The organism is Pseudomonas sp. AK106, assembly GCF_053903055.1.
Genome location: NZ_CP096426.1, coordinates 3653749 through 3671430, shown reverse-complemented (window position 1 = coordinate 3671430; position 17682 = coordinate 3653749). Strand labels below are relative to the sequence as shown.

General features: G+C 62.0%; 17 protein-coding genes and 1 tRNA gene. 7 read left to right on the top strand and 11 right to left on the bottom strand.

Going from position 1 to position 17682, the window contains the following annotated elements; all coding sequences use genetic code 11:
• Positions 1–33 precede the first annotated feature (33 nt).
• The 6 genes from M1E04_RS16145 to M1E04_RS16120 form a co-directional block, all read right to left on the bottom strand.
• Complete coding sequence (locus M1E04_RS16145; RefSeq protein WP_192134392.1) at positions 34–1536, bottom strand: purine-cytosine permease family protein; 1503 nt, start codon at positions 1534–1536, stop codon at positions 34–36.
• Between the two features lie 183 nt (positions 1537–1719).
• The gene (locus M1E04_RS16140; protein WP_192134391.1) at positions 1720–2130 is read right to left on the bottom strand and encodes a YybH family protein; all 411 of its coding nucleotides are present in this window, start codon (positions 2128–2130) and stop codon (positions 1720–1722) included.
• A gap of 165 nt (positions 2131–2295) precedes the next feature.
• A complete protein-coding gene (locus M1E04_RS16135; RefSeq protein ID WP_065989424.1) occupies positions 2296–2730 on the bottom strand; it encodes a DUF4124 domain-containing protein in 435 nt (144 codons plus the stop codon).
• A gap of 67 nt (positions 2731–2797) precedes the next feature.
• Positions 2798–3292, bottom strand: coding sequence for a helix-turn-helix domain-containing protein (locus tag M1E04_RS16130; protein ID WP_065989425.1), 495 nt, complete (start codon positions 3290–3292; stop codon positions 2798–2800).
• Between the two features lie 470 nt (positions 3293–3762).
• Positions 3763–3852, bottom strand: a tRNA-Ser gene (locus M1E04_RS16125).
• 165 nt (positions 3853–4017) lie between these two features.
• Positions 4018–4767 (bottom strand): 3-oxoacyl-ACP reductase family protein, encoded by a 750-nt coding sequence (locus tag M1E04_RS16120; RefSeq protein ID WP_296310414.1) that lies wholly within the window; start codon positions 4765–4767, stop codon positions 4018–4020.
• Between the two features lie 185 nt (positions 4768–4952).
• On the opposite strand from M1E04_RS16120, the gene M1E04_RS16115 reads away from it, so the two are divergent.
• Positions 4953–5513, top strand: coding sequence for a cysteine hydrolase family protein (locus tag M1E04_RS16115; protein ID WP_456291706.1), 561 nt, complete (start codon positions 4953–4955; stop codon positions 5511–5513).
• A gap of 27 nt (positions 5514–5540) precedes the next feature.
• Here M1E04_RS16115 and M1E04_RS16110 read toward each other — a convergent pair whose 3' ends face one another.
• Positions 5541–6986, bottom strand: a complete 1446-nt coding sequence (locus M1E04_RS16110; protein WP_065989428.1) for a SulP family inorganic anion transporter — start codon at positions 6984–6986, stop codon at positions 5541–5543.
• A gap of 204 nt (positions 6987–7190) precedes the next feature.
• Here M1E04_RS16110 and M1E04_RS16105 point away from each other — a divergent pair, with 204 nt between their 5' ends.
• Both M1E04_RS16105 and zapE read left to right on the top strand, forming a co-directional pair.
• On the top strand, positions 7191–8399 hold the full coding sequence (locus M1E04_RS16105) for an MFS transporter (protein WP_410929526.1): 1209 nt from the start codon (positions 7191–7193) through the stop codon (positions 8397–8399).
• A gap of 9 nt (positions 8400–8408) precedes the next feature.
• Positions 8409–9530 carry a cell division protein ZapE gene (gene zapE, locus M1E04_RS16100; protein WP_456291705.1) on the top strand — a complete coding sequence of 374 codons (1122 nt, stop codon included), beginning with the start codon at positions 8409–8411 and terminating at the stop codon, positions 9528–9530.
• Positions 9531–9554: 24 nt separating this feature from the next.
• Here zapE and rarD read toward each other — a convergent pair whose 3' ends face one another.
• Positions 9555–10439: an EamA family transporter RarD gene (gene rarD, locus M1E04_RS16095; protein ID WP_065989432.1), complete on the bottom strand. Its 885-nt coding sequence runs from the start codon at positions 10437–10439 to the stop codon at positions 9555–9557.
• Positions 10440–11242: 803 nt separating this feature from the next.
• Here rarD and M1E04_RS16090 point away from each other — a divergent pair.
• Positions 11243–12394 carry an MFS transporter gene (locus M1E04_RS16090; RefSeq protein ID WP_456291704.1) on the top strand — a complete coding sequence of 384 codons (1152 nt, stop codon included), beginning with the start codon at positions 11243–11245 and terminating at the stop codon, positions 12392–12394.
• A 15-nt stretch (positions 12395–12409) separates the two neighbouring features.
• On the opposite strand, the gene M1E04_RS16085 is transcribed toward M1E04_RS16090, so the two are convergent.
• Together M1E04_RS16085 and M1E04_RS16080 are read right to left on the bottom strand one after the other, a co-directional pair.
• Positions 12410–12847 carry a carboxymuconolactone decarboxylase family protein gene (locus M1E04_RS16085; protein ID WP_192134378.1) on the bottom strand — a complete coding sequence of 146 codons (438 nt, stop codon included), beginning with the start codon at positions 12845–12847 and terminating at the stop codon, positions 12410–12412.
• A gap of 121 nt (positions 12848–12968) precedes the next feature.
• Positions 12969–13454 carry a multidrug/biocide efflux PACE transporter gene (locus M1E04_RS16080; RefSeq protein WP_369319480.1) on the bottom strand — a complete coding sequence of 162 codons (486 nt, stop codon included), beginning with the start codon at positions 13452–13454 and terminating at the stop codon, positions 12969–12971.
• 118 nt (positions 13455–13572) lie between these two features.
• Here M1E04_RS16080 and M1E04_RS16075 point away from each other — a divergent pair, with 118 nt between their 5' ends.
• Positions 13573–14460 (top strand): LysR family transcriptional regulator, encoded by an 888-nt coding sequence (locus tag M1E04_RS16075; RefSeq protein WP_192134376.1) that lies wholly within the window; start codon positions 13573–13575, stop codon positions 14458–14460.
• Positions 14461–14466: 6 nt separating this feature from the next.
• Here M1E04_RS16075 and M1E04_RS16070 read toward each other — a convergent pair whose 3' ends face one another.
• A complete protein-coding gene (locus M1E04_RS16070; protein WP_065989446.1) occupies positions 14467–15393 on the bottom strand; it encodes a LysR family transcriptional regulator in 927 nt (308 codons plus the stop codon).
• Positions 15394–15720: 327 nt separating this feature from the next.
• Here M1E04_RS16070 and M1E04_RS16065 point away from each other — a divergent pair, with 327 nt between their 5' ends.
• Both M1E04_RS16065 and M1E04_RS16060 read left to right on the top strand, forming a co-directional pair.
• Positions 15721–16449: a DUF969 domain-containing protein gene (locus M1E04_RS16065; RefSeq protein WP_192134371.1), complete on the top strand. Its 729-nt coding sequence runs from the start codon at positions 15721–15723 to the stop codon at positions 16447–16449.
• Positions 16446–17396 (top strand): DUF979 domain-containing protein, encoded by a 951-nt coding sequence (locus M1E04_RS16060; RefSeq protein ID WP_456291703.1) that lies wholly within the window; start codon positions 16446–16448, stop codon positions 17394–17396. The genes M1E04_RS16065 and M1E04_RS16060 overlap by 4 nt, the downstream gene beginning before the upstream one ends.
• The last annotated feature ends 286 nt before the right edge of the window (positions 17397–17682 follow it).

The following is a 17682-nucleotide window of genomic DNA, read 5'->3' as shown; positions in this document are numbered from 1 at the left end:
TGCAGCGAGCCCGCGGGCGACGGCGTCGGACTGTCAACCGATCGCCATCGGCTTCTTCATATTACGGCGCGCGTTATTGCCGAGCAGCGGGTGCGGACCCTGAGCACCATACACGCCGACCGGTTCCGGGAAGGTGCGCAACAGGGTGATGTACAACAGCGTCGCCAGGCCAAGGGTGATCGGCAGGCTGATGTCGATACCGCCCGCCAGATTGCCCAGTGGACCGACAAACTGCCCCGGCAAGTTGACGAAGCACAGGCCCACTGCCGCGCTTGGCAGCCACGCGCCCAGCCCGCGCCAGTTCCAGCCATGCTCGAACCAGTAGTGTCCACCGCTCTGGCCACGGGTGAACACTTGCAGGTCCGCCGGATGATAGAAGCCACGGCGTACGATCAGGCCCAGGACCATGATGACGATCCACGGCGAGGTGCATGTCACGATCAGCACAGCGAAGGTCGACACGCTTTGCACCAGATTGAAGGCGAAACGGCCGATGAAGATGAAGGCAATCGCAGCGATGCCGATCAGAATCGTCGCCTGGGCGCGGTTGAGCAGGCGCGGAAACATGCTCGACATGTCCAGCCCGGTGCCATAAAGCGACGTCGTGCCGGTCGACATCCCGCCGATGATCGCAATCAGGCACACCGGCAGAAAGAACCAACTGGGCGAGACCGCCAGCAGGCCGCCAACGTAGTTGTTGTCCGTGATGTATTGCGGCGCCTGGGTGGCCACGATGGTCGCCGTGCACAGCCCGAACAGGAACGGAATCAGCGTGCAGATCTGCGCCAGGAACACCGACGCCATGATGCGTTTTTTCGACGTCTGGCGTGGGATATAGCGCGACCAGTCACCGAGAAATGCACCGAACGACACCGGATTGCTCATCGCCAGAAGCGCCGCCCCGATGAACGCTGCCCAGAACCCTTCGCTGCCCCGATTGACCGTGCCGGCGAAGCCCGCATCGAAGCTGCCGCCGAAGGCAAAGAGGCCGAGCAGGAACAACAGGCTGGAAGCGAAGACCGCGATCTTGTTGACCCACAGCATGAAGCGGAAACCGTAGATGCACACCGCCAACACCAGTACGGCAAAGACGCCGTAGGCCAACGCCAGGGTGACGTCGTTTTCCGGCAGGCCGACCATGCGTTTGGCGCCGCCGATCAACGCATCCCCCGAGCTCCAGACCGACAGCGAGAAGAACGCGACCGCCGTGAGCAGCGACAGGAACGAGCCGACGATGCGTCCGTGAACGCCAAAATGCGCGCCGGATGAAACCGCGTTGTTGGTGCCGTTGAGGGCGCCAAACAGACCCATCGGCGCAAGGATGATCGACCCGAGCACGACGCCCAACAGGATGGCCCAGACGCCGGCGTGGAACGACAGGCCGAACAGCACCGGAAAGCTGCCCAACACTGCCGTGGCGAACGTGTTGGCGCCGCCGAAGGTCAGACGAAACAGGTCGAGGGGTGCGGCGTCGCGCTGATGATCGGGGATTTGTTCGACCCCGAAGGTTTCGATCGTGGTGGTGGGGTGAGCCATGGGAGGTTCCTGCGCGCTGTCGTGTTGTTATGGGGCCGGCGAAAAGCGCTGGCCCGTTATCTCGACCGGTGAAACCGATCGTGGCATTGGCAGTGGTCGGCATTGCGACCCTGAATCAGGTGAGGCAATGGGTGGTGCGTACGGCAGCCTCTGAGGGCAACTCGCCATTGATTGCGCGTCGCGCTAGTCGGTTTTCACGGACAGGTGTTCGTGGCACGCCAGCCAGCGCGCGCCATATTGCCGAAAGACAATGGTTTCACGTTCGCTGGAATGGCTTTCCTGATCGCCGAAGCGGACGTGGGTGTCGACGTCGTGCATGAAAATCGCGGTCTCACCCTGCAGGCAGATGTGCGCGTTGCGCGATTGGCAACCCAGCACCGCAAAGCCGTCGGCCTGCCAGCCGGCCCACACATCGCGGTAAGCGGCGCGTGACAGCAGGGGCGCAGGCAGCGTGTGAAAGAGGAAAGTGGCGTCTTCGGCGAATGCGGCGAAGTAGGCGTCCGTGTTGTTGCTGGCGAACGCGTCAATGAGCGCTTGTGCCGCGTGTTGAACGGCGTCGTGGCGGGTGTCGTGGCGGGTGTCGGTGGAGGTCATGGCCGGCTCGTTTTTGTGATTCTGGCGATGGGGCCCGACTGTAAGCAGCTGTCACGGGGCGTCACATCGGCGCCGGTAAAAACTTAGTTCAGAAAATCGAGAAGTAACGGTGAGCGGCAAGCCTTAAGCGGCAAGCCGTAACTAAGCAATAAGCAGGCAACGCTGTCAGTTTCCTGAGGATTTCATCAGGCCGCTTTTGACCGGCTGACGAACCCGGCCGCCGGAGGGGTCGAAGCAGGCACTGTCGTAACGAGGGGCGACGCAGGTCGAGGGGAGGCCAGGGGGAGGGGGGCGAATGCTTTGCAGGCGATCGGCGATCTCCCGCTCGTTGGTGATGATGAGCTTCCGGCGTCGGCTGACTTGCAGAATTTCAGTGGCGTTTTTGTTCAGGCGATAGGGAAAATCAGTCTCTTCCCACTCGCTGGAAAGCCGGGACGGAGGCGGGCGCTGTACCGTGGATTCGCCCACGTAAGTCGGGCAAGGGCTTTGGGCGAAACTGATGGCGCCGTTGGCGGCGACGCATTTGAACACGTCGGCGTTTGCCATACCGGACAAGGGCAACATTATGGCCGTCAGGCACAGCGCTGGAAATCTGATCATCGAAACCTCCCTGGATGGCGCAAGGCTACCATCTGAGAGGTTCGGCTGTCAGTCACGCTGATCGGGATCAGTGGGTTTCGTGGGCGGCTTTCTGGACTTTCGCCAGGGCGAGTGCCGCGAACATGTCGGCGTCGCTTTGCAACACCCTCAGGTGGTCTTCGACATGATCAGCGCTTGCGCGCGGTTCTTCGGAATTCACCAAACGGGTCACTTCGCACAATGCATTGGCCGTGATCCACAGGCTCTGGCGCAGCTGGCTGATGATTTTCACCATGCTTTCCGAGCTGTCGAGATCGGCTGCACCCTCCATGTCCTGGTCTGTCTGCACCGTCGAAAAGGTGGGCATTTCAGCGCGGGCCGAGGGGTCGACCCCAGTGACAACGCGGTTAATGTCCACTCCGGCGGCGGCGATCTTGAACAGATAATCCGCCCTGGGCAATCGCTGCCCGCTCTCGTAATGCCCCTGAGCGTTGGCTTCCACACCACCGATAGCGCCCAGCGCGCTTTGTGTCAATTTCAGACGTTTTCGTTCTTGGCGCAAACGTTTGCCGATGCCATTCATCTACCTTCTCCTGCGAATTCGCACCCTGCAGATGTCTCTCGCGGGTGCGCAATGGGGGCCGGAATACGGACTGTTTTCTGTTGGTGTAGCGCTAGCCGTTAACGGGAATTGGAGTCATTCCCACGTACAACGGGTAGACCTTAGCTGCTAAGACACCCAAATGGCGATTTTTCCGACGCTTTGCGTGGAAAAATAAACGCGGGGCGATTCTAGTTATTCTATTGGGTCGGGTCACGTGTTGGTGACATGGCGGGATGGCAGGGGCATGGCGAGATACCTCACAGTTGTTTCAGTCGATGAAAGAACTGTGGGAGCGAGCTTGCTCGCGAAGATCGTGTTTAATCTGCAGAGTAGTCAACGGTTGAAATGCCGTCTTCGTGGGCAGGGTCACTCGCGCATAGACAGTGGTTGCCACGCACCACAAACAAAAATCCCCGCACGCCAGAAGCGTTGCGGGGATCTTTTTAATGTGGCGGTGAAGGAGAGATTCGAACTCTCGATACAATTTCTTGTATACACACTTTCCAGGCGTGCTCCTTAAGCCACTCGGACACTTCACCGTATCTCTTCAGACGTTCAGTCTGTCGAGGCGCGCTAATGTAGTCGAAAGCTTTGGCGAAGGCAAAACTTTTTTTCAGAATTTTCATGCGCTTAAGCAAAAAAGTCCGAGGCCCCGGCTCCTGAACGAGGTCCGGGGCTTCGTGTCGGTGGCGAGTGCGCGGGGATCAGGCGCCGAAGCCGCCGTCGATGGTCAGGCTGGCGCCGGTGACATAGCCCGCTTCGGGGCCGGCGAGGTAGGCGACCATCGCGGCGATTTCTTCGGACTTGCCGTAGCGCGGGATGGCCATCAGGCCCATCAGTGTTTCGGCGAACTCGCCGTCGGCCGGGTTCATGTCGGTGTCGACCGGGCCGGGCTGGACGTTGTTGATGGTGATGCCGCGCGGACCGAGGTCGCGGGCCAGGCCCTTGGTCAGGCCGACCAGCGCCGATTTGCTCATCGCGTAGACGCCGCCTCCGGCGAAGGGCATGCGGTCGGCGTTGGTGCTGCCGATGTTGATGATGCGACCGCCTTCTTTCATGTGACGCGCCGCTTCCTGACTGGCGATGAACACGCTGCGCACGTTGATCGCCAGGGTTCGGTCGAAGTCTTCGAGGGTGAATTCGTCCAGCGGCGCGATGGCCAGCACACCGGCGTTATTGACGAGGATGTCGAGGCCGCCGAAGGTCTTCACGGTCTCGGCGACGGCGTCGCGGATGTCTTCGGCGTTGGCGCTGTCGGCCTGGATCGCCAGGGCTTTGCCGCCGGCTGCGGTGATGCTGTCTTGCAGTTCCCGGGCTTTGGCTTCGGAGCTGACGAAGGTGAACGCCACCGCTGCGCCTTGTTCGACCAGACGCTTGACGATCGCAGCGCCGATACCGCGCGAGCCGCCTTGTACCAGTGCTGTTTTACCAATCAGATTGGTGGGATGAGTCATGTCGATCTCCTTTAGGCCTGAGTGCTCATTCGTGGGTGGATGGGCAACAGTATCTGCCCTCCATGGCTCGCGCGGTAACCGGTGGTCGAGATAGTCTGGGTAAACCGGAGGTCGTGAGTGAAGGCGATGAAGCACTTTCAACGCGCCTTGGTCTTCACGGCACTGACGTCATCAAAGGGGACAACATGCACATCCAACCGAAAGCCGCCCTGGTCCTCATCGATATGCAGCAGGGCATCAACCACCCGAAATTGGGCCAGCGCAACAACCCTGACGCCGAGCAGCGGATGCTGGAACTGCTGAGCGCGTGGCGCGAAAGCGGGCGCACGGTGATTCACGTGCGGCATTTCTCCCGCTCACCGGACTCGGTGTTCTGGCCGCAGCAGTCCGGCGTCGAGTTTCAGCCGGCATTTGTGCCGTGGGATGACGAAGGCGAGCTGCACAAACAGGTGCCAGACGCGTTCTGCCATTCGGCGCTGGAAGGGTGGCTGCGTGCGGACGGGATCAATCAGGTGGTGATCGTTGGTGTGGTGACCAACAATTCCGTGGAGTCCACCGCGCGCACTGGCGGCAATCTCGGCTTCGAGGTCATCGTGCCCCATGACGCCTGCTTCACCTTCGACGGCGCGGACTTCTTCGGGCAATCGCGCAGTGCCAAAGACATCCACGCCATGTCGCTGGCCAACCTGCACGGTGAGTACGCGCAGGTGATGGCGACCGAGGCGGTTCTGCGAGCGCTCAGTTAACCCGCATGTCAAGGCTCAACGCGCGGCTCAGGCGTGCTGCACACCCGCGCGCTTGAGCAGCTTTTTGCAGCGTTCCGACAGGTGCACCACGCGCAGGTGTTTCCCCGCTTTCTGGTAGCGCTCGCGCAGGGTTTTCAGTGCCGCGATGGCGGAATAGTCCACGAAGATAAGATGACGGCAATCCAGCGTGACCTGTTGCGGATCGTTGACGTGATCGAACTGATCCAGGAAGGGCGTGGTGGAGGCGAAGAACAGCGTGCCGTGCAGGTGATATATCTTGCTGCCGTCCGGCTCGGTGTGGCTGTCGGCGTACAGCTCGCGCGCCTGTTGCCAGGCGAAATTCAGCGCCGCCACCAGGATGCCGAACAGCACGGCGGTGGCCAGGTCGGTGAGGACGGTGACGATGGTCACGGCAATGATTGCGAAGACATCGTTCAGCGGGACTTTGCGCAGCACGCGCAAGGACGCCCAGGCGAACGTCTGCTGGGCCACCACGAACATCACGCCGACCAGCGCCGCCAAGGGAATGCGCTCGATGAGGGGCGACAGGAACAGCACGAACATCAGAATCATTACCCCGGCGACGATGCCGGACAGACGACCGCGGCCGCCGGAACTCAGGTTGATCACGGTCTGGCCGATCATCGCGCAGCCGCCCATGCCACCGCACAGACCGGACGCCAGGTTGGCGACGCCGAGGGCAACGCACTCGCGGTCGGGGTAGCCGCGGCTCTCGGTGATTTCGTCGGTGAGGTTCAGGGTCAGCAGGGTTTCCAGCAGACCGACCAGCGCCATGAGAATCGCGTAGGGCGCGATGATCTGCAGGGTCTCCAGATTCCACGGCACGTCCGGCAGCGACAGGCTCGGCAGACCGCCGGCGATGTGCGCCATGTCGCCGAGGGTGCGCGTCGGCAGGTCGAACAGGTACACCAGCAGGCCGACGCCGAGGATGGCGACCAGCGCCGGCGGCACCGAGCGGGTCAGGCGAGGCAGCAGGTACACCACCGCCATGGTCAGCGCCACCAGGCCGATCATCAGGTACAGCGGCGTGCCGCTGAGCCAGGATTCGCCGCTTTTGAAATGCTCCAGCTGCGCCATGGCGATAACGATCGCGAGGCCGTTGACGAACCCGAGCATGACCGGATACGGCACCATCCGCACCAGTTTGCCCAGGCGCAGCAGTCCGAACGCGATCATCACCAACCCGCCCAGCAACACCGTCGCCAGCAGGTACTGCACGCCGTGTTGCACCACCAGCGCCACGATGACCACGGCCATCGAACCCGCCGCGCCGGAGACCATGCCGGGACGCCCGCCGAACAGCGCGGTCAGCGTACAGATGATAAAGGCCCCATACAGGCCCATCAGCGGGTTGAGGTGCGCGACCAGCGCGAAGGCGATGCACTCGGGCACCAGGGCAAAAGAGGTGGTGAGTCCGGCGAGGACATCGGCGCGAAGACGGGCGGGTTTCATGACATTCCTGAAGGGCGGTGGGCAAAAGGAGGGGATGTTACGGAATGTAAGCGGCGACGGCCAGTCGCAGGAATGCCGCACCCTGCTGCCTTTCACTCATTCTTCATGTGTCCTGTCGCGGCCGATTATGTAACGATGTTTGACTCAAACAGCTCGCCGATTCCTGTCGCCCAGGCTCGGCACGTCATCAAGGACAGAACACGGATGCTCGCTGCGCTCAGACACTACCCGGCTTCGGTCAATCTCCTGCTTTCGTCGTCGTTGTTTCTGACGCTGGGCAGGGCGATTACTCTGCCGTACCTGGTGATTTACCTTTCTTCGAATTTCGTCCTGGGCATGAGCGACATCGGCATGGTCGTCGGCGGAGCGCTGATTGCCGGCTCATTGCTGAGTCTGTACGGCGGCTACCTCACCGACAAGCTGTCCAGCTACCGGCTGATTCTGTGCTTCACCGGGTTCTTCGTCGCCGGCTTCATCGGCATGTGCGTGACCAGCAAGCTGTGGCTGTTCTTCCTGTTTCTGGTGTCGTTCAATTTCGCGTATTCGGTCATTGATATCGTGGTCAAGGCGGCATTCGGCAAGCTGCTGCCGGTGGCCGAGCAGAGCAAGGTATTCTCGGTGCGCTATACGCTGATCAACATCGGTTATGCGGTCGGGCCGTTCATTGGCGCAGGGCTGGCGCACTGGAACATGAAGCTGCCGTTCGTGATGTCGGCCGCGCTGGGCCTGGGTTTCCTGGTGGTGTACGCGATGTACGGGGACCGCAAGCTGAGCTCGGCGGACCCGGCCAATGCGCCGATTTCCTTCATCGCCGTCGGACGCATCCTGCTCAAGGACTACCGACTGGTGTGCTTCACCATCGGCGGCGTGCTCAGCGCGGTGGTGTTCGGGCAGTTCACGGCGTACCTCTCGCAATACCTGGTGACCACCAGTACGCCGGAATTTACCTATCAGGTGATCAGCTCGGTGGTCGCGGTGAACGCCGCCGTGGTGATCTGCTTGCAGTACCTGGTCGGCAAACGCATCAGCCATGAGTACCTGAATCAGTGGCTGACCGCGGGTTTCAGCCTGTTCCTGATGGGCGTGGTGGGGTTCGCCCTGTCGACGACGGTGCTGCACTGGTCGCTGGCGGTGGCGGTGTTCACCCTCGGCGAGATCATCGTGTTTCCCGCCGAGTACATGTTCATCGACCGCATCGCGCCCACTCATTTGCGCGGCATGTATTACGGCGCGCAAAACCTCTCCAACCTCGGCGGCGCGCTGGGTCCGGTGTTGTGCGGCTTCGCATTGGCGACCCAGTCGGCGCATTTCATGTTTTACATGCTGGCGGCGTTTATCATTGCCGGCGGCTGCTTCTATCTGTTGGGCGCCTCGTATTCCAGACGCCACGACCAAAATTCCACTGCGCAGTGAAGCGTTTCGATGACCGTTCTGTCTCCACTTGAGGCCTGGCAGCAGGCCGTTGATGCCCAGGGCTTTCAGCCGGACGAGGCCCAGCGCAGTGCCGTGTTGCACTTGCAGGCGTGCTGGCAGGGGCTGAACGAAGGCAAGCGCGGCCACGCGGTCAAGGGCGTTTATCTGTGGGGCCCGGTGGGACGTGGCAAGACCTGGCTCATGGACCGTTTTTACGAAGGCCTGCAGGTCCCGGCCCGGCGCCAGCATTTTCATCACTTCATGCGGTGGGTGCATCAGCGGCTGTTCCAGCTGACTGGCGTGGCCAAACCCCTGCAGGTGCTGGCCCGGGAGCTGACCCAGGACGTGCGCGTGCTGTGTTTCGACGAGTTGTTCGTCAATGACATCGGCGACGCGGTGATTCTCGGCGGCCTGTTGCGCGCGATGTTCGACGAGGGCGTGGTGCTGGTCTGCACCTCAAATCAGTTGCCCGAGCAGCTGTACGCCACGGGGCATAACCGCGAGCGTTTCGTGCCCGCTATTACAGCGATCAACCACTTCATGGAAGTGGTGTCGGTTGACGGCGGCGAGGACCACCGGTTGCACCCCGGTCAGGCTCAGCAGCGTTACTGGGTGAAGGCGGAGCAGGGGCCGAGCGCGTTGGTGGAGGTATTCGAAGCGCTGAGCAGCGGTGAGTCGGTGTCGACTCAGCCGGTTCCGCTGGGTCGTCGCCATGTGCCGGTGGTGCGCAGCAGTCGAACGGTGATTTGGTGCCGGTATGCCGTCTTGTGCGAGCAACCGCTGGCGGCGATGGATTTCATCGAGCTGTGCGATCGCTATAAAGCGGTCTTGTTGAGTGAAGTGCCGGCGTTGAGCGCGCCCCAGCGCGAAGGGCGCATTGCCCGTGGTACCGAGGATGGCGTGGAGCAGGTGACGGCGGGGGACCGCGAGCTGCCCCAGCTGTCGCCTTACGACGACGGCGTTCGGCGCTTCATCGCCTTGGTCGACGAGTGCTACGACCGCAAGGTGCCGCTGTACATAGAAGCCGCGATGCCGATGGCCGAGCTGTACACCGAAGGCTACCTGGCGTTCGCGTTCCGGCGCACGCTGAGCCGGTTGCAGGAAATGCAGCTGGCGCGCTTCGGTCATTAACGCTGCCAACGAGCAAACGTCAATTCACACGCTGTTGCGTCGCCGCTGGGCCAACACATGTTTGGCGCCTTCTCCCACCAGGACCATGACCGCCAGCCAGATGGGCAGGTAGGTCATCCATTCATCGCGGCCGATGGATTCGCCCAGCAGCAGGGCGACGCCGACCAGCAGCACCGGCTCGACGTAGCTCAGCAGGCCGAACACGCTGAACGCCAGCAGGCGGCTGGCGCGAATGTAGCTGACCAGCGCCGACGCACTGATCGCCCCCAATACCGGAATCAGCACATAGAACCGCGGGAATTGTTCCACCACCGACGGGTTGCCTTGGCAGATGAACAGCACCGCGACGGGCAGGATCAGCAGCATGTCCCACCACAGGCCGCCGAGGTTGTCGGTCTTGAGCTTGCGCCGCAGCACGAAGTACAGCGGATAACCCAGGCAGACGAGCAGGGTTTCCCAGGAAAAACTGCCCAGGCGCAGCAGTTCGTTGCCGACGCCGACGAGGGCGCAGCAGGCGGCGATTTTTTGCAGGTGGGACAGGTGTTCGCCATACACCACGCGTCCGGTGAGGATCATCGTCAGCGGCAGCAGAAAATAACCCAGTGATACTTCCAGGCTGCGGCCGTGCAGCGGCGCCCACATGAACAGCCACAATTGCGCGCCCATCAAGGTCGCTGACAGCGCCATCGCCGCCAGCAGGGCAGGCGTCTGACGCACACGGGCGGCGAGGGCGCGGGCGAGTTTCCAGTCGCCGGTGGAGAGCATGAACAGCGTCACGCAGGGCAGGGTCAGCAGCATGCGCCAACCGAAGATTTCTTCACCGCTCAATGGCGTGAGCAGTGAGGTGTAGTAGTACATGACCGCGAACAGGCAGGAGGCCATGACCGATAACGCAACGCCCTTGTACACAGGGGCTCCTTGTTTTCGATGCTTCAGGATTGGGGTGCAGGGATGCTTTTATCGGCGGGCTCTGATGGCGCGCTTTGATGGCACTTGTTGAGGCGCTTTTTGAGGCATAGCGCACTGCAACGGCGCAGAGTTTATCCGAGGTCGTGCCGTCGGTCCGCAGCAATCTGGTAAACCGCAGGTGGGCTGGCAGTAAACGATGCTCGTTCGGGATCAAGATCAAGATCAAGATCTACAGCGGTCGGCCTAGGGGCCTCGGGTTTCGCCTTCGGCGAGTTACTTGGAAAAGCACCCCAAGTAACCAAGGGTGCTTGCTCTCGGTTAGGCCCTTCCTTCGTCAGGGTTCCTTCACTCCGGTCCAGCTCCGTGGGCCCGCCGCCATCCGCCATCCATGGCGGGGGGCGGCTCTCGCGGCATCCATGCCGCTCGGCCCACTCCGCGAGACCTGCGTTCAGCCTGCACCAAAGTCGCGATTGGCGGTGTTTGAACTACCGCGTAGAAGATCAACAGCGACAGCGACAGCAACAGCAACAGCAACAGCAACGGCAACGGCTTCCCGGCTGAAGCCGGTCCCACTGAAGCAATTGATCGTTCCCACGCTCCGCGTCCGTGTCGTCGAGATCGATTGAGGCGTTCTTGAGGCCACTCCCTTCAACATCCCTTCTTCGGCATTGTTTCAAGCTTTGTTAGGCTGGTCCCAATTCGAGGGGACTATTTCGAGGGGACTGATTTATTTACAGCGCTTCACCGTAAATGAATCTGTCCCCGTCCAAGAGTCCCCGTCCAAGCATTTCAAGGGAGCGGCAATGACTTCCATCAGCACCGCAGCGCCCGTGGTACCGGGGCGGCTGGAGCAGTTTTCGACGCGTATCGCGTTTTTTGTCACCGGGTTCAGTATGTCGGCCTGGGCGCCGCTGGTGCCTTATGCGAAAACCCGTCTGGGCCTGGATGACGCCGGCCTCGGGTTGTTGCTGTTGTGCCTGGGCATTGGCTCGATCGTGTCCATGCCACTGGCCGGAGCGATGACGGTGCGTTATGGCTGTCGGCGGTTGATCGTGATAACGGGCGGCATCGCCTGTGTGTGCCTGCCTTTATTGGCGACGCTCAGCTCGGTGCCGCTGATGGTCGCCACGCTGTTTGTCTATGGCGCGAGCATGGGCGCGCTGGGTTGCGTCACCAATATCCAGGCGATCATCGTCGAACGGGCGAGCGGCAAGACCATGATGTCCGGGTTTCACGGGCTGTTCAGCTGCGGTGGGATTCTGGGGGCGGCGGGGGTGTCGGCGTTGTTGAGCGTTGGCGTCTGGCCGTGGCTGGCGATGGCCTTCGTCGCGTTGTTCATTGCCCTCGCGCTGTATAAAGCCGCGCCGCACTTGTTGCCCTATGGCAGCGAACCGGGCGGGCCGGCGTTTGCGATTCCGCGGGGCGTGGTGCTGTTCATCGGGTTGATGTGCTTCACGGTGTTCCTCACCGAAGGCGCGATGCTCGACTGGAGCGCGGTGTTCCTCAGCGCCCAGCGCGGGGTCGAGCCGTCTTACGCAGGGTTCGGTTATGCGGTGTTCGCGCTGTTCATGGCAATTGGGCGCCTGTGCGGCGATCCGATCGTCCGGCGCCTCGGTGTGCACAAGATCATCCTGTTTGGCGGGCTGTGCGCGGCCGCCGGGATGACCGTCGCGACGCTGATTCCGGTTTGGCAGGCGGCGCTGTGCGGGTACGCGCTGGTGGGCATTGGCTGTTCCAACATCGTGCCGGTGTTTTACAGCGCGGTCGGCCGGCAGAAAACCATGCCGGAGAACGTGGCAGTGCCGGCGATCACCACATTGGGCTACATCGGCATTTTGATGGGGCCGGCCGGCATCGGTTTTGTCGCTCACCTCAGCAGCCTCGGCGCGGCGTTCATGATCATCGCTGTGATGCTGCTGGGCGTGGCGATCAGCGGGCGGTTCTTGCGGGTGTGAGGCCAATAACGGGAATCAGCTCGGCATCATCGCAAAGCCCACGCCGAAGCGGTTCCAGGCGTTGATGGTGGCGACGGCGAGCGTGATGTTGACCACCTCGGCGTCGCTGTAGTGCTTGAGCAGCGCCTCGTACTGATGCTGCGGCGCGCGGTGCACGGGCAGCAGCGTGAGGCTTTCCACCCAGGCAAGTACGACCTTTTCCTTCTCGGTGAAGAATTCGGTGTCTTCCCACACGCTAAGGGTCTGCAGACGGGCCTCGGTTTCGCCGGCCTTGCGTGCGTCATTGGCGTGCAGGTTGACGCAGTACGCACAGCCGTTGAGCTGCGAAGCACGCAGACGTATAAGCTCCGAGAGCGAATGATCCAGCCCCGATTTGCTCAGCGCCGTCTCCAGCCCGACCATGGCTTTGTAGGCCTCCGGCGATTTCTGGGCCCAGGCGATTCGGTTGTTCATGTCAGTGCTCTCTTCAAAGGTTGCCGGCGATAGCCGCTGGACGTGGCGAAAGCTTACGTCGGCGCTGGGGCACGCCGAATAGCCAATGAAGGAGGTTTAGGGGAGACCAATTACACGGTTATCAATCAGCGGCGCATGACTGGGGCCGGGCGATCAGTCGCTCGCGAATACCGTCGTAGGCCAGGTTGAACAGCATTGTGTACGGGAGATACAAAAGCACCAGGCCGATGTCCAGCAGGAAGGCTTCCAGCAATGTGACCGACAACCACCACGCCACCATCGGCACCACCAGGAAAATCAGTCCCGCTTCAAAGCCGATGGCATGCAGCGCACGCGCCTTGAGATTCAGGGCGAAACCCAACTGCGCCCGCAGGCGGTCGAACCCGGCGTTGAAGACCATGTTCCAGAGCATGGCGATCGTGGAGATCATCACGGTCATCGCGCCCATCTTGCCAATGGACTGGCCGAGCACCCAGGCCAGCCCTGGCGCAAACATCAGCACGCCGATCAGTTCGAACAGCAGCGCATGCAGGACGCGCTCTTTGAGGGACTTTCGCGACACAACCGGCTTCGCGGTCGTGTGGGAGGTCAGGGTATGCAGAGGCATGGGGGCGATCACTTTTTCGGGGCAGGTGTGCATTGTCGTGGTGCGATGGGCTAGAGTGAAAATCGGTCCCATCGGAAAAACCGATGGAGAATTCAGCGCTGTGCAGAGGTGCCACCCCGTGAGTTATTCCCCCGAAGCCCTTGAAGCGTTCGCGCAGACCATCGCGCTGGGCTCGTTCAGTGCCGCTGCGCGACGGCTGGGCAAGAGTCAATCGACCATCAGCGAGGCCATTTCGCGGCTGGAGATTGATCTGGGGGTCGAACTGTTTGATCGGTCAACCCGCCATCCGGCGCTTACCGAAGCGGGCAGGGCGCTGGAAGGGCGCATCGAAGACGTGCTCGCAGCGTCCGACACCTTGCGCCGCGCGGCAGGGCGTCTGGTTGAAGGGATGGAGCCGCGCCTGACGCTGGTGCTGTCCGACGCCAACCAGTTCGCTGAATTTCAGGCACGCATGACCGAACTCGATCAGCGCTTTCCGGAGCTGGAACTGGAGTGCGTGTTTGCCGAGCACGGCGACGCGATCAACTTGATCCAGACGGGTCGTGCCTCCCTGGGTTTGCTGTCGGCCCAGGCCTCGTATCCGCCGGAAGTGGGCTACGCGACTATCGTCGAGCGCGCCGACTTCGGCATCTTCGTTTCCCACAACCACCCGCTGGCCACTGAAAAGGCCGTCGATTATCGCCATCTCGCGCAGCATCGGGCGTTGCGCCTGAACACCATCGTCGACGAAAGCGTGCCCACCGACGATCTGCCCAGTGGCGCGCGGCGCAGCTGGTCAGCGCCTAATTACCTGCTGCTGATGGACATGGCGATCTTCGGATTCGGCTGGTCGGCACTGCCGCGCTGGCTGGTCAGCACCTGCGGTCAGGGCCGGTTGAAGGAACTCACGGTGCCGGGTTGGCCGCGCAGCTCGGCGGTCGACGTGATCTGGTCCCGGCAAAAAAGCCTGGGCCCGGCGGGGACGTGGCTGCTGGACACGCTGCTGGAGGGGCGGGGGGGCTATTGATCGGGCTTACTCGGGTCCGCCCTCCAGTACAAACCCTTCCGGCATCTCCTGAGCGAACGCGTTTACCACCTCGCGGGTCAGGCTGACGATGTCTTCCACCAACTCCATGCCCGCGCCGGTGCGCCAGCTGGCGACGATGTCCATCAGCGGCGGCAGCGGCACGTTCTCGATCAGCGTCAACGCGCCCTGGGCCAGTTCGCCATGGACCAGCGTCACCGGCAGCGCGCCGATGCCGAAGCCGTCGCGCACCAGGCGGGTGATCGCCGACGCCGAGTTCACGCAGTTGATCCGTGGCGTGACGATGTTGGCGGTGTGCAGCATGTTGAGGATGTCCTGGTGCGGCCGCGAGTTGCGCGAGAACGTGACGATGCGCGCTTCGGCGATCTCTTCGAGGGTCACGTCCGGGCGGTCGAACGCCGAGCCGGTCGGCACTACCCAGCGCAGGGGATAGCGCGCCAGCACCGCGTTGCGCACGCTGTCAAAACGCAGCACGTCGGTCTGGAAAATGATGTCCTGATACCCCTTTTCCAGCTGCGAGCAGAGGTTGCTGGCGGTCTCGGCGGTGAGCTCGATTTCCAGGTTCGGGTAACACTTCATCAGGCGTGTTACCAGGGGGCTGAGCCAGGTGTGTATCACCGTATCCATGGCGCCGATGCGGATGCGGCCGCGCACCTGGCTCGGGTCCTTGATCGCCGCCTTCATGCTTTGCATGGTGTCCATGATGTGCTCGGCGTATTCGAGCACGCGCAGACCCTCTTGGGTCAGCGACACGCCCCTGGAATCGCGGACGAACAGGCGCACGCCCATTTCGTCCTCCAGCGCGGCGATGCGGCTGGAGATAGAGGCCTGGGTGCTGAACAGCTTTTCCGCCGTCAGACGAAAGCTTTTCAGCCGCGCGACCCAGACGAAGGTTTCCAGAAACTTGAGATTCACCGAGGGATTTCCTTAAGCAATTGAGCGCCGGCTGACATTCAGCATGACCTGCGATCGACACATCGTGACCGGCACGGCCTGTGCAAACCGAGCACTGGAACAGCAGGTTGCATGCCATCCCGGCAACAGAAAATCTTATGGACCATAGCGGGTTTTTCCCGTTGGACGCCCCGGCGGGACTGCGGTGCCATGGGGCAGCGGCGCTGTGACTCCGTTGAGCCTGGGCTTAGCCTGTGCTGAGCATAAGTGCTGTCATCGCTCGTTTCTCGACCCTGTTCCTCATTCGTGCCCCAGCAAGGTACCGCCACTGCCAACGAGAACCCCATCATGCAAACCGCTATCAACCTCTGGCCGCTGCTTGGCGTGCTGGTCATCGTTCTGGGCTTCGTCCTGCGTTTCAACCCGATGCTGGTCGTGGCGCTTGCCGCTCTGGCCACCGGCCTTGCCGCCAGCATGCCGCTGGAAACCATTCTGGCGACCATCGGCACGGGCTTCATCAAAACCCGCACGCTGCCGCTGATCATCCTCTTGCCTCTGGCGGTGATCGGTTTGCTGGAACGCCACGGCCTGCGTCTGCACGCGCAGAACTGGATCGCCCGGTTCACCGGCGCGACGGCCGGACGTTTGCTGATCGCCTACCTGTTCGTGCGGGAAACCACTGCAGCCTTGGGGCTGACCAGCCTCGGCGGCCACCCGCAGATGGTGCGGCCGTTGCTCGCGCCCATGGCCGAGGGCGCCGCTGAATCGCGTTTCGGCAAGCTGCCCGAGGGGTTGCGCATCAAGCTGCTGGCGTTGTGCGCAGCGACCGACAATGTCGGGCTGTTCTTTGGTGAAGACATCTTCGTCGCGTTTGGTGCGATTGCGCTGATGCACACCTTCCTGCTCGGCTCCGGCATTGATGTCAACCCGATGCACATCGCCTTCTGGGGGATTCCGACAGCGATCTGTGCGTTCGTCATCCACGCCATCCGCCTGCACCGTTTTGATCAGCGCCTGAACCGTGAGCTGACGGCGCTGCCGCCGGCTTCCGCCGTCGACAAGGAGCTGGCGCGATGATCATTTCCATTCAATACCTGTACTGGCTGGCGGGCGTGATTCTGGCGATCACCGCGTTCATGACCGCGACTGATCGGAGCAACCCCAAGCGCTGGACCACGGGGCTGTTCTGGGGTCTGTTCGCCATAGCGTTTCTGGTCGGCGAGAAGCTGCCACCGGTGTGGGTGGGCGTCGGGGTGATCGTCATGGCGGTGATCGCGGGCTTCGGCGGCGTCGGTTTCGGCCAGCATGAGAACCTCAATGACCGGGCGCGGCGCGAGAGTGCAGGGCGCCTGAAGAACAAGCTGTTCATTCCGGCGCTGGCGATTCCGCTGGTGACCGTGATTGGCGCGGTGCTGCTGAAGAACATCAAGTTTGGCGACGTCTTTCTGCTGGACCCGGCCAACAGCACGTTCGTGTCGCTGGGCATTGGCAGTCTGGTAGCGCTGGGACTGGCCTGCTGGCTGACCCGCGACACGCCGGTGCAGGCCATGCGCGAATCGCGGCGCCTGACCGAAGCGCTGGGTTGGGCATTGGTGCTGCCGCAGATGCTGGCAATGCTCGGCCTGGTGTTCAACGATGCGGGCGTCGGCAAAGCGGTGGCTCACCTGGCCACGGCCTACATCAACCTGGATTTTCGTCTCGTCGCGGTGATGGTGTATGTGCTGGGCATGGCGCTGTTCACCATCGTCATGGGCAACGGCTTTGCTGCGTTTCCGGTGATGACCGGCGGCATCGGCGTGCCGGTGCTGGTAGGCATGTACGGCGCCAACCCGGCGGTGATGGCCGCCATCGGCATGTTCTCGGGCTACTGCGGCACGCTGATGACGCCGATGGCGGCCAACTACAACCTGATACCTGCGGCGTTGCTGGAACTGCCTGACAAATATGCCGTGATCAAAGCGCAAATCCCCACCGCGCTGGCGATGCTGGTGGCGAATATTCTCCTGCTGTATTTCCTGATGTAGTCATTTACTGATCTGGTTTCAGCGCCCGGCCCGCAGGCTTTTGCGGGCAGACCTCCTCCCTCGGCTCGCTTCCACCATTCAAATTCGGCGTTGTCTGCCCCTCACCGCAAACGTTTGCGCGAATTCGTGGTCTGTACGACCAGTGGCTGCAAACCCTCTGCCTCAGGGCTTACAGCCCGCTTCCCATGAACACCGTGTGCACCCGATACCAGGCCGCATGTCTCCCCGGGAAGAAATAGGTTGAATAGTCACACAAAATGTTATTTAAATAACAAAAATAAAACCG